This window comes from Serratia sp. CY27727, assembly GCF_052169275.1.
In the GTDB taxonomy this organism is placed as follows: Bacteria; Pseudomonadota; Gammaproteobacteria; order Enterobacterales; family Enterobacteriaceae; genus Serratia; species Serratia sarumanii.
The window spans coordinates 364,044-376,869 of record NZ_JBJNLB010000002.1 but is presented as its reverse complement, the minus strand read 5'-3'; the positions used below and the strand labels follow the sequence as shown (position 1 = coordinate 376,869).

General features: G+C 53.8%; 7 protein-coding genes and 1 pseudogene. 4 read left to right on the top strand and 4 right to left on the bottom strand.

Annotated elements, in window-relative coordinates; genetic code table 11:
• The first annotated feature begins 161 nt into the window (after positions 1-161).
• Complete coding sequence (locus ACJ8HB_RS06665) at positions 162-1,694, top strand: MFS transporter (RefSeq protein WP_052133497.1); 1,533 nt, start codon at positions 162-164, stop codon at positions 1,692-1,694.
• Here the strand turns inward: ACJ8HB_RS06665 and ACJ8HB_RS06660 are convergent.
• The 4 genes from ACJ8HB_RS06660 to ACJ8HB_RS06645 are packed head-to-tail and all read right to left on the bottom strand — an operon-like array spanning position 1,679 to position 7,326.
• A complete protein-coding gene (locus ACJ8HB_RS06660; RefSeq protein WP_072021619.1) occupies positions 1,679-2,428 on the bottom strand; it encodes a thioesterase II family protein in 750 nt (249 codons plus the stop codon). The genes ACJ8HB_RS06665 and ACJ8HB_RS06660 overlap by 16 nt on opposite strands.
• Positions 2,425-4,821 carry an ABC transporter ATP-binding protein/permease gene (locus tag ACJ8HB_RS06655; RefSeq protein WP_052133495.1) on the bottom strand — a complete coding sequence of 799 codons (2,397 nt, stop codon included), beginning with the start codon at positions 4,819-4,821 and terminating at the stop codon, positions 2,425-2,427. The genes ACJ8HB_RS06660 and ACJ8HB_RS06655 overlap by 4 nt, the downstream gene beginning before the upstream one ends.
• The gene (locus ACJ8HB_RS06650; protein WP_047571351.1) at positions 4,814-5,785 is read right to left on the bottom strand and encodes an ABC transporter permease; all 972 of its coding nucleotides are present in this window, start codon (positions 5,783-5,785) and stop codon (positions 4,814-4,816) included. Before ACJ8HB_RS06650 ends, ACJ8HB_RS06655 begins: the two co-directional genes overlap by 8 nt.
• The gene (locus ACJ8HB_RS06645; RefSeq protein WP_080298857.1) at positions 5,782-7,326 is read right to left on the bottom strand and encodes an ABC transporter substrate-binding protein; all 1,545 of its coding nucleotides are present in this window, start codon (positions 7,324-7,326) and stop codon (positions 5,782-5,784) included. The genes ACJ8HB_RS06650 and ACJ8HB_RS06645 overlap by 4 nt, the downstream gene beginning before the upstream one ends.
• A gap of 155 nt (positions 7,327-7,481) precedes the next feature.
• Here ACJ8HB_RS06645 and ACJ8HB_RS06640 point away from each other — a divergent pair, with 155 nt between their 5' ends.
• From ACJ8HB_RS06640 to ACJ8HB_RS06630, 3 genes and pseudogenes are all read left to right on the top strand, one after another.
• A complete protein-coding gene (locus ACJ8HB_RS06640) occupies positions 7,482-9,668 on the top strand; it encodes a TonB-dependent siderophore receptor (RefSeq protein ID WP_060427494.1) in 2,187 nt (728 codons plus the stop codon).
• 135 nt (positions 9,669-9,803) lie between these two features.
• Positions 9,804-11,312 (top strand): annotated as a pseudogene (locus ACJ8HB_RS06635) ((2,3-dihydroxybenzoyl)adenylate synthase); the annotation flags it as partial.
• Positions 11,310-12,662: a salicylate synthase gene (locus ACJ8HB_RS06630; RefSeq protein WP_223307188.1), complete on the top strand. Its 1,353-nt coding sequence runs from the start codon at positions 11,310-11,312 to the stop codon at positions 12,660-12,662. The pseudogene ACJ8HB_RS06635 and the gene ACJ8HB_RS06630, both read left to right, overlap by 3 nt.
• Positions 12,663-12,826 lie beyond the last annotated feature (164 nt).

The window sequence follows — 12,826 nt, the reverse complement described above, 5'->3', positions numbered from 1 at the left end:
AAAGGCATTAAAAAAATTTATATCGCAGCGTTGGCTTAACGTATTGCCGCAAATATTTATATGTTATAACGTTACTAAAGATAAATATAAATGATAATCATTATCATGGTGGTTTTTTAATACAATTTGTAAATGACGGGATGAAAACAAGGAACAACGGCATGTTGATGAATGAAGAACAGGCAAAAAATCGTAGATGGACCACACTGGTGGCCGCATTGAGTGCTGCTATCATGACGCTGGACATCACGGTCGTGAATATTGCGCTACCAAAAATAGGTGAAGGTTTCCTTACCAATCTCGCACAGTTACAGTGGGTAATTAATGGATATACCCTGAGCTTCGCCGCCTTGTTATTGCTGGCTGGCGCCATCTCCGACCGGTTGGGTCGGCGCCCGATTTTTTTGTGTGGTAATGGATTATTTGTTTTGGCTTCATTGGGCTGCGCAATGGCGCCTACCATCAATGCGTTGATCGTTGCCCGTGTACTCCAGGGCGCTGGCGGTGCCATGGTCTTGGGGACTGCGCTGGCACTGATTGCCAGTGCCTGTGAGGGTGAATCACCCAAGGTTCGCACCAGCGCGGTGGGGTTATTTGCCGCAGGGGGAGCCGTGTCAGCAGCAACTGGTCCCCTGATTGGCGGCATACTCATCCAATGGGCCAGTTGGCCATGGCTGTTTGCCATCAACATCCCCGTCGGACTACTGATCATTTTTCTCACCCTGCGCCATGTTGATGAAAAACCCGTACCCGCACCGCGTTATCCTGTCGATGTCGCTGGCGCGGTTTTCGTCACTCTCAGCCTGTTTAGCCTCAACTACGCCGCACTGAACTTTTCATCTGATGCCACTCCCTTTGTCCGCCTCGCACTGCTCATCGGGATCGCTTCGGCTTTATTGTTTTTATGGATTGAGGCTCAGCGGGGCGATCACGCCCTGCTGCATTTACGTTTGTTTCGCATCCCTACGTTCCTGGCGGCAATCCTGCTCAGCTTTGCAGGCCGCATTTTCAGTTTTGGCTTGCTGCCGTTTATTACGCTTTGGCTGAGCGGCCTGTTGCACTATTCGGCGTGGCACACCGGTTTGATTCTTTTGAGTCAGTCACTGGCGATGGTGGTCGCCGCCGGATTAAGTGGTCCGCTTTCAAGACTGATTCCAGTCCGCATAGTGCTGGCAATTGGCATGTTCATTGTGGCTCTCGGTCTGACCCTCAGTAGCCATGTGCAAATCCACAGCGACTGGCTGGTGATCCTTCCGCTGCTGTTGATGCTGGGTATCGGTGCAGGATTAACCATGCCGCATCTGATGGATCTCGCTGTTAGTGTTGTTCCTGCGCGTCAGGCTGGCGCTGCATCGGGCACTGCAAATACGTTCTTCCCGCTCGGTACTGCCGTGGGTATCGCGTTGTTTGGACTGTTACTCAACCATGTGATCCAGCAAGCTTTGCCGCTCTCCCTGTTAAGTGCCTCTGGTATCAGTCAGCCTGCATCAGCCCTTCAGGCCATCAGCAGCGCGCAGTTTGATGTGCTGAATGCCGTGCCCGAACTGCAGCAACGGGCCTTGCAGGCATGGGTAGATGGATTAAACCTCTTATTCCGCGTTGCCGCCGTTGCAAGTGCCCTCGCCGGTCTGGCGGCACTGTGGTTGATTCGTCCGGTACAACCACAGCCGGAACAGACTCAGGACAGTGCCTGAATCGCACTTAAGCGTGCCAGTAATCGTGAAAGAAGTGGCTGTGGGTGTTCCCTGAAGTAAAAATGTCCACCGCAAAAACAGTCCAGGGTGAAACTGGCTGTTGTCCAGCTTGCCCATCCTTCCGCCTGCATCTGATCAAGTTCCGGATCTTCGCTGCCCATGAAGGCAGCGATGGGGCATGACAGCAGCTGTCTGGAACTCAGCTGCCACTGCTCAATCAACGCATAATCCGCCCGCATCGTGGGCAGAATGAGTTCGCGCATCTCGGGTAGGGTCAACAACACGGGATCGGTGCCGTCCAGGCGCAGTAGCTCTTGGCACAGTGCTTCATCATCCTGTTGATGTAAAAGGCCGGGCTGATGAAACTGCGGCGCCTCACGGGCGGAGACCGCCAACAGTTGCGGTGGAGGTAAATCATCGCATTTTAATGCCAGAATCGTTTCATGCGCGACAACGGCTCCCATACTGTGGCCGAAAATAGCCCAGTTCTCGCCAAGATGCGGAGCAATAGCCCGCGAGACTTCCCCCACCAGCTCCGGCATCGTCGCGGGGATGGGATGCTGCCAACGCTCCAGACGACCGGGATAGCAGATCACATTCAATTCAATTTCCGGCGGAAGATGTTCACGCCAGCCGCGATAGAGCCCAGCGTTGCCGCCCGCATGCGGCAGACAAAACAGTTGTAACTCAGGCTTAATGTATCCGCTTAATGTTCGTATCCAGGGGGAAGTCAACGCGTAGTCTCCTCTATGAGTTGCGCTGCTGAAATGAGCCGGGACGTCACTGAATGCGTGGGCCGTGTAAGCAATTCGGAAACGCGCCCCTGTTCGACAACCCGCCCGTGCTCGATCACCATGAGCAAACCGCCCAACTGTACAGGAAGGGTTAAATCATGAGTCACCATTAACAGAGCGATACCCTGCTGCTGTTGCAACTGTTGCAACAGCAGGACCAGCCCCATACGCGTCGGCCCATCTAAAGCACTGGTCACTTCATCACACAACAACACGTCAGGGCGGGTAATTAATGCTCTTGCCAGTGCCACACGCTGCTGCTGACCGCCGGAGAGTTGCGACGGTTTTCGAGTAAGCAAATGGGCCTCAAGCCCGACCTGCGCCATCACGCTGATGACCCTCTGTTCACACTGTTCAGCGCTTAATGTGGGATCGCTAAGACGCAGAGGACGGCGCAGCAGCGCACGCACGCTATAGAAAGCATTCAGGGAGCTGGCGGGATTCTGCGCGACATATTGCAGTTGCCATTTTTGCGACGGGCTGCGTTGATGGATACTGAGAGGCAGCGGCATGTTATGCAGGCTTAAGGTGCCGCTGGCATCAGGTTGTAAACCTGCCAGAATGCGCAGAAGAGTGGTTTTACCGCCGCCGGATCGGCCCGCAATGGTCAGTGTCTCACCGCGTCTCAGAGAAAACTGAAGTGAGGTCAGTGCGGTGCGTCCGCCATAAGCGGCCTCTACGGCCTCAGCACGCAGGACGACCTGAGCAGAGGAGGTTTCCTGCTCAGGAGAGGGACAAGGCAACCAGGCATTGAGCAGGCGCTGACCGGCCTGGGTATCAGGCGTGCGCAAAAATGCCTGAGTGGATTGTTGTTCAACCACTTCCCCCTCTGACATCACCAGAATCCGGTCGGCTATCTGACTCGCCTGTGGTAAATCGTGTGCGACAAACAGCACGCTCATCTGATGTGCGCGCGCAGTTGAGGCGATCCAGTGCATCACCGCCTGGGTACTCAATCCATCCAGCGCGCTGGTCGGCTCATCCATCAGTAGCAAGCCAGGATAGCCAAGCATGGCGGCCACTGCCATCACGCGTTGCAGTTGTCCGCCAGAGATTTGATGTGGATAGCGCCGCAAAAAAGCCGCATCATCGGGCAGCCCCAGTTGACGGAAATGAGACGTCACCTGCTGATCGCGTTGAGCATCTGTGAGTCCGCGACGGGCGGCCATCCAACGTAAATACGCGCCCAGCGTTTGCGAAGGTACCATACTCAGACGGGGATCTTGCGGCACAAAGCCAACGTGCCGGGCACGAAGCTTTCGCAATGCTCGGGCATTGATTGAAAAGAGCGACTGCCCTGCGAGCCATACCTCACCGCGAATGGCAGTTGTGGTGTCGGGAAAGAGCCCCAGTGCCGCACGCAGTAAAGTGCTTTTACCACTGCCTGAAGTACCGACCAGCGCCGCAATTTCACCCCTTTTTATCTGCAGCGAAACGGTGTTGATCAACGTCTGTTCAGGAAGTTCCACGCTAAGCTGTTGAATATTTAGCCTGCTATCGGCAATGCTTTGTGCGTGCGAAAACGAGGCCACCGGAGGCGCATATCTTCTACGCGCAGAAACAAACAATCCATCCAGACTCAGGTTCAGAGGAATAAGCAGCAACAGGATGGCAAAGATCGGCGCGAGGGTTGCCCAGGGTTGAAACGATAACCCCTGACGGTTCTCCATGATCATCAGCCCCCAGTCAGCCAGGGGTTGTTGCGCCGCCAGCCCAAGAAAACTGGCGGTGGCCAAAATAAAAATGGCTGCCAGCAGGCGAAGGCCAATATCTGCACTGAGCAGGGGTAACAGGTTAGGCATGATCTCCCGACAGAGAATCGCTGCCAGTGACTCTCCCCGACAGCGCGCCATGTCGACGTAATCTTGCTGTAATTGTTGCAACGTCGCGGCACGAACCAGACGGAAAATATCGGGCACCATCACCAATATCGCCGCCACCACTGCGGCCGTATAACCGCGCCCGCTAACGGTAACCACCAGTGTCAGTAACAGCAGCCCCGGAATACTGAGCAGGATGTCAGCCAGCGCCAACAACATCCGTTCAATCCAGCGTCCTTTCAGCGCCGCAAGCATCCCCAACAGCCCGCCAAGCAGCCAGGCCAGTAATACGCTCAGGCAGGCCAGCAATAAGAGTTGTTGACCACCGCTGAGCAGGCGGCTGAAGACGTCTGCGCCGAGATAATCTGTCCCCATCCACGCCGTTGAATTTGGCGCAGCAAAGGGCATATCACGTATCTCATCGATCGCATAAGGTGCCAGCCAGGGGCCGATAAGACCTATGAATGCCATCAGGCTGAAGAAAACGAATCCTGCATATGGCCATTTACGCATCGCGCCCTCCCCGGAAAGCAGCGGGGTTAAGCAACGCGGTCAAACTATCCGCGAGGAGATTCAGTAGCACCGTCAGTGTACACATCACCATCGAGATGCCCATCACCACCGGCGTATCGCGCGATAGCGTGGCATTAAGAAGTGCCGCTGCCAGGCCTGGCCAGCCAAACAGTGTTTCTGCAACCAGTGCGCCAGCAAACAGATAAGTGATGTAACGTGCCAGGACCGGTAAACAGTGGCCTAATGCTTCGGGCAGGATCCAGTGCAATACCACGCGGTATTCCGCAATTCCATTCAACCGGGCGCATTCACAGGCTGGAGACTGAGAAGCACGCATAACACCAAGGCGGACCAATTTGATGTTCTGCGCTAACGCGACACTGAGCAGTGTCATTATTGGCAAAATAAACAGTGGCCACTGTGACCACAACGATTGGCCCGGGGAGAGAAGCGAAAGCGCAGGCAACCAGTGAAGCGTTAACGAAAACACCATCACCAACAGTGTGCCCGTCACAAATTCCGGTAACGCCACGAATCCCAGGGAAAGAAGACTGATGCCCCTGTCGATGACACTGCCTGGGTGCAGCCCACAATAGATGCCTAAGCCCAGGGCGATCACCACCAGCAACACGCTGGCGCTGGCCCCTAATGCCAGTGAGGCCCCCCCACGCTCGCGAATAAGCGTACTTACGGATCGCCCGTTTAAGTAGCTGGTCCCCCAGTCACCGTGCATGACACCCTTGGCCCACTGCAGATAGCGTGCAGCTAAAGGCTGATCAAGACCCAGCTGCGCGCGTAACGCCGTCACCTGCTCGCGGCTCCCCGTCCCTGCCAGACGCTGGCTGGCAGCATCACCTTTAACCAGCGACATGGCACAAAAGATCATCACCGAAAGAAGCCACAAAGTGAAAACCGCCTGCGATGCACGCCATAGCAGGCGTTTAATTAAAACCTGACACTTCATGCTGAACGCAGCCAGGCATCACGCAGCAGCGGATAGTCAAAGAAGCCAGCCGCTTTGACGCCAAACACACCTGGTGCAGAAGCGGCAATAGACGGAATTCGCGCAAAGATCGCGTCACCGCCCTGCTGCCACAGGTAGTGCTGGACATCAGCAACACGCTGGCGCAACGCATCACCGCGTGCTGCCTGCATCGCATTCATCAGATCGTCAAGTTGCGGCGTAGCCGGGCCGGTGAATGACCAGGGAGCCGCATGGCCATAATAGAATGGCAACGCAACGGGCAGCGGCATCGGGCGATAAAGATTGGTTTGTAATGGTGTATTCAGCAGCAGGTTAAAATCGCTGTAGTAATCGGCAGCGGGAACGCGGTCCAGTTGCAGATCAAATCCCGTCCCTTTTACCTGGCGTAACAGTAATGTAGCGCTTTCGGCCGTACCGTATTCGTAGTCGCTGGTGCGTATCTTTGCGGCAACAGAGGCTATGCCTGCCTTCTGCAACAGCGCACGGGCACGTTCAGGATCGTAATGGCGGGTAGGCAATTCCCCATTGAACCACGGTTGCCCCGCGCCCAGGGCATCATTCGCGACTTCGCCTAATCCCATGGTCACTGCGCGTACCATCGTTTCCCGGTCAATCGCATATTTCAGCGCTTCGACAACCGCGGCGTGATTAAAGGGCGCCTTACTGAGATTCATACTAAATGCCAGATTGCTCATCTCCGATTTCGGAGAGTGCCACAGTTTCACTGCCGGATTAGCTTGCTCTGATCGCGCGGTGAGTAGCGCCATCCCCCCCACATAATCAAACTGCCCCGCTTTCAAACCGTTGAGGCGTGCAGTGGTGTCACCTACGCTGTAGAGGTGAATCTCATCCAACCACGGACCACCGTTTGCCGCATCCCAATAGTCTGAACGCGCCTGCAGCACACTTTTATCCTGTGACCAAGATTTGAGTGTGTAAGGCCCACTCCCCACTGCCGCAGTAAAGTCCTGCGTATTTTCTGGAAAAATAAAGATTGACTGCGCCAGTAATAAATCAAATGAACCCACCGGTTTGTGCAACTGCAATGTCAGTGTGTGATCATCCTCAAGACGTGATGCCGTCAGGTCGAGTGGCTTCAGCCAGCCACTTTGACTACCCGGCTGGCTCATCCAGGTACGCAGGCTGAACATCACATCTTTGCTGGTGAGTTGACGACCATCACTGAATGTGACGCCCTGCCGAAGTTTTACGGTCCAGCGTGTCGCATCGTGATTAGGATCTGCTGATTCCATCAGGCGCCATACGATACGTTGGTTGTCTACTTCCGCTAATGAATCCCACACTAAGCGTGAACGTACATAGTCGATATTACTGTTGGTGGATCGCAACACATCGGTAGAATCACTGCTGGAACCTGCGAACGCAGCACGCAGTGTTCCCCCTCGCTGCGGCTTGGGTTCATCCGCCCATGCCAGCGGTAAAAATCCATTACTGAGCACGATGCCCGCGCCAATACCCATTGTTTTTATCAGCGTTCGTCTGGTTAAACCCTGGTTCATATCCCCGCATCTCCCTTAACGAAATCATTAAATTTCCGCTTCATTAATGATCATATCATATGTTATATCATTACATAGTAATCAACGCTATTGATAATCATTCTCAAAAAAAGCATTAAGAAAACCTTTTGATTTGTATCAGGCAGAGGATTGTTATGGAACGCACCGCTTCGTATTTGGCAGGAAAACAAATCACACAACGCGCAGTAACGGGCCTTTCACTTTCTTTACTCACCCTCGCGTTGCAAAGTGCCTGGGCGCAGCCGCAGCAGAACAGTTCAACAATAACGGTCATCGCACAAGATGAGGAATCACATAGCGGCCGGCTTTCGGCAAAAGAAAGCAGCAGCGCAACTAAAACCACGACACCGCTGGTGGAAACACCGCAATCGATCTCGGTAATTCCCCGACAGCAGATGGATGATCAGAACACGCGTAGTCTTAATGAAGCGCTACGGTATACGCCAGGTGTGGCTTCCGAGCAATGGGGCGGAGTAACCGCATTTGATCAGTTCACTATTCGCGGGTTTAATTACAGCGACACTGGCTATTCCGATGTGTTTCAGGATGGTTTACGCAATACCAATGGCCTGCTCTTTGGTGTGCAGCAGATCGACCCTTTCCTTCTGGAACAGATCGATGTCTTACGCGGACCCGCTTCCGTGCTGTATGGGTTATCAAATCCCGGCGGTATCATTGCACTCACCAGCAAATTGCCGACGAGTGAAACGATTCGTCATGTAGAAGTTGAAGGTGGTACGAAGAATTACGGACGGGTCGGCCTGGACTTTGGTGGGGCAGTGAATGACAGCGGAAGCGTACTCTATCGCTTCGTCGCTACCGGCCATCTCGCCGACGGCATGCAGCAGGGCACGAAACTCAAAGGCTATGCGCTGGCCCCCTCCATCACCTTTAATCCTGATGACAACAACAGTCTGACGCTCTACTCACGTTTTCAGTACGACCCGGATTTAGGGGTGATCACTTCTTTGCCTGCCTATGGCACGGTGTTCACCAACCCAAATGGCAAACTGCCGCGGGATGCTTACCCTGGTGAGCCAAATCACAACACCTTTAGTCGTAAGCAATCAACGGTGGGCTACAGCTACATCCATAATTTCAGCGAAGACTGGTCCACGGTCTTAAAAGGTCGCTATTTCGGCGAAACGTCCAATTATGATGCAGTGATCATGTCAGGTCTGAACGACGATATGCGCACCATTAGCCGCAATACCGCAGTCTCTGACGAGCATTACAACACACTCAATTTTGATAATCAGATCCACGGTTTTTTCGATACCGGTGCATTGAGTCATGAGTTACTGACGGGTGTGGGCGTTGACCATATGCGCGGCCATACTGACTACGGTAGTGGCAGCGTGTCATCTCTTGATATTTATCATCCTGACTATGGTGTCGCCGAATTTGGCCCAACCGCGCTATGGCAGGATAGCCGCGTTTCATCCACGCAAACGGGCGTCTATCTGCAGGACCAGATTGCCTGGCAGCAATGGCGTACCACAGTGGGTATCCGCCACGACTGGAGCAAAATCATCAATAAAGATTTTCTCTACGGCCAGAATTACGAGCAACACGATCAGGCCACCACGGGACGTGTTGGCCTGAATTATCTGTTTAACAATGGCATCTCGCCTTATTTCACCTGGGCGCAATCTTTCCAGCCGGTTGCCGGTCTTTCTCGCGATCAACAACCCTTTAAACCCAGTCGCGGCGAACTCTATGAGTTTGGCGTGAAGTATCAGCCACCGGGTACCACGACCCTGCTTTCTGCCGCTGTGTACAACCTGACACAGGACAAGAGCCTGAGCACTGATCCGGCGAATTCCGCTTTCCAGACTCAGGGCGGAAAAATTCGTGCACGCGGGCTGGAGCTGGAGGCACGGGGTGCCTTAACCGAACAGTTCAGTGTGATCGGTAGCTACACACTACAGCAGGTGAAGTACACCCAGGACACTCAAGGCCGCGAAGGCAAAACCCCACTGCGCGTACCACGGACATTTGGTGCGCTATGGCTGGACTGGCAGGCGCCAGCAGGCACAGAGGTTGAGGGCTTAGGCGTCGCTGTGGGGGGGCGCTTCAGCGGCGGCACCAAAGGAGGAACCATGGACAATCAGTTTAACACCGGGGGTTATGGCCTGATGGATGCTTCAATTCGTTATGAGCTTGGCAAACTCGATCCTTCTTTACGCGGTGGCAAAGTGCAACTGACAGCACAAAACCTGCTGGACCGCAAAGTTGTCGCGGGTTGCTATTCCACCGACACAGGCTGTTTCTGGGGGGCAGGCCGTCAGGTGATTGCCAAATTTAGCTGGGACTTTTGATGTAATTGCCGGCCAGTAGTCGGCAATCCTTTTTCGGCAAGGAGAAAGATGATGAACGAACGTCAACGTTACAGCGCCTGGAGTGACAGTGAGCGTGAACACTATCGACAAAATGGCTATTGGGTCGATCAACCTCTGGGCGAACAGTTACGCCAGTGGGCAATTCGGCAACCCACCAGCATCGCACTGGTGGCAGGAAAGCAGCATCTGAGTTACGCCGGGCTGGATAATCTGGCCGACAGACTTGCTGCGGGATTAGCCGCGCGTGGGATTCGCTCTCAAGATAATGTGTTGCTGCAGTTGCCAAACTGTATTGGCCTCGTGGCAACACTGTTCGCTCTGTTCCGTCTCGGCGCACGCCCGATTCTTGCCATGCCTGGCCAGAAAGCGGCAGACATTGATGCCTTGAGCCAACTGGCAGAACCCAAAGCCTGGTTTTATCCTCATCACTATCTTGGGCATGACTATCAAACACTGGCATCGGATATGGCGGTTAAACATCCCGGTATGCAACGCTGGCCGGTGAATATCCATGACGATGCAGACTCACTGATGACAGCGTTCCAGTCTGAGCCCCAGCCTTTGCCTGCACCGCATGCTGAAGATATCGCCCTCCTCCTTCTTTCTGGTGGCAGCACCGGTACGCCCAAATTGATACCACGCACGCACGCCGATTACTTTTACAACGCACGCCGCATGGCGGAAATCTGCCAGCTTTCCAGCCAAAGTGTGTATCTGGCGACATTAGCTGTGGCACACAACTTCACCCTCTCCTGTCCGGGAGTGCTGGGCACGCTATTCTCAGGCGGCAAAGTGGTGCTAGCGCAAACCTCAGGCTGTGATGAAGTGTTCCCTCTTATTGAGCAGGAGAAAGTCACTTTTACTGCATTGGTACCACCGCTTGTCACCCTGTGGCTGGAGTGTCGGGCATGGGATGAAAGCGACCTCTCCAGTTTGCAATTTATTCAGGTAGGGGGAGCACGGCTGGATAGTCAACTGGCAGCAAAAGTCAAACCCACCTTTGACTGTCAGCTCCAGCAAGTTTTCGGTATGGCTGAGGGACTGATTTGCTGCACACGGCTTGATGATAGCGATGACGTGATTTTACACACTCAGGGTCGTCCGATTTCAGATGCGGACCAAATAAGAGTGGTGAATCAGGATGGACTTCCCGTAGGAATCGAAGTCTCCGGTGAACTTCTTACCCACGGCCCCTATACTATCGGCGGCTATTATCGCGCTGAAGCGCAAAACCTGCAGGCGTTCACACCGGATCATTTTTACCGTTCTGGTGACCTGGTGCGCCTGACCGATGCGGGCAACTTCGTCGTGGAAGGTCGGCTCAAAGAGCAAATTAATCGTGCCGGGGAAAAGGTGGGTTGCGCAGAGGTTGAGTCGTTTATCGCTAATCACCCTGATGTGGCAAGCTGCGTCGTAATTGGTGTTGAGGATGCACGCCTAGGTGAACGTATCTGTGCCTGTTTACCGGGTGATACCCACCTGACACTGGCTGATTTACGTGGCTACCTGCAGCGACAAGGTGTCAGCAATAATAAACTGCCTGACCAGTTATTACCTGTTAAGCGTTGGCCATTAACCGCCGTTGGCAAGATCGATAAGCGTCAGCTGGCGGATATTGCCATGCTTGCCCTGGACAGCAGTGAGTCCAGCCATACCCTCATCCTGCAGGCTGACCCGCTCGATGTCATTTATCACTTGCTGAAGAACGAATCTGATTGTCACATTGCCTATGAGCGCGACGAATGCTGGGATATTGGAATAGGCAGTCAGGTAAAAATCTCACTGTATGGTAATCGTGCTGAACTTACCCTGCCCAACGCGGTGGAAAAGAGCTGGCAAGGTGGTAACTGGCAGACAAATCTGCAACAGGCGCTGGATGCGATTCCCTTTAGCGACTGGCAGGCTTATGGTGTGAGCCATTTCGAGTTCTCACACCTGATACACGATGTGCAGCCAAAACACTTACCTGAGGCAACGCCCCTGCTGACCCTCTTTATCCCGCATGTGCAAATCAAATTAAAGCCGGGGGAAGCACAACTGATCGCGTCTTCTGATCAGGATTTATCGCAACTGGTGAAGCGTGTTCAGGCGGCGGATCGTGTTGCAGTGTTTCCAGAACCTGATGCTCAATGGCAAGCTTCAATCGCCAAACAGATTCGCGAACAGGATGCGCGCGACTACTGCCAGCGCGTTGCCCTGGCAGTTGAAGAAATTCAGCGCGGTGAATATCAGAAAATTATTCTTTCTCGTCGAATAACCCTTGCCGCTCCAGTCGATTTATTAGCTAGCTATCACGTTGGCCGCCGGTTCAATACCCCGGCACGTTCGTTTATTGCCCGATTGAACGACGATCACTTCATTGGGTTTAGCCCTGAGACGGTGGTTGAAGTCTCTGATTCTGGCGCTGTCAGCACTCAACCACTGGCCGGCACGCGAGCACTTACCGCTGACGAGGCCGAAAATCGGCGATTGCGCGAAGTGCTCAGTAACGATACGAAAGAAATTGCTGAGCATGCGGTGTCCGTCAAGCTCGCCATTGAAGAACTGATCCCCCTATGTGAGAACCATTCAACCCACGTCAGTGATTTTATGCATGTCTCACTGCGTGGCAGTGTGCAGCATCTGGCCTCCCGGATAAAAGGACAACTTCGCAAAGAGTTCAATGCCTGGGATGCCTTTGGCGCACTGTTTCCCGCAGTCACTGCTTCGGGGATACCTAAGCGCTCGGCGATAGAGGCGATTCAGCGGCTGGAGCCGGTCTCACGCGGTGCCTATAGCGGCAGCGTGTTCATGGTCAATAGCCAGGGTGAAAAGGATGCGGCGCTGGTGCTCCGCTCGCTTTATAAGCATGGTCGTGGAGTGGCGTTACAAGCTGGTGCGGGGATTATTGACCAATCGTTGCCTGAGAGGGAGCTGGAAGAGACCATCGAAAAATTACAGTCGGTAAGCCGTTTTATTATTCCAGATAAATGAGAATAATTTTAAAGGGCTGTTATGGCCCTTTAAAATCAGCCATGTGAATGATTATATCGTTTCAGCTTTGAGCAGGGGATGGTTTATCGCGAAGGTACGGCGGGTGACTTGTTAACGCTATCTGGCTCAAACGGCAGCGCCCATACATCCAGCCTTGAGCCTCT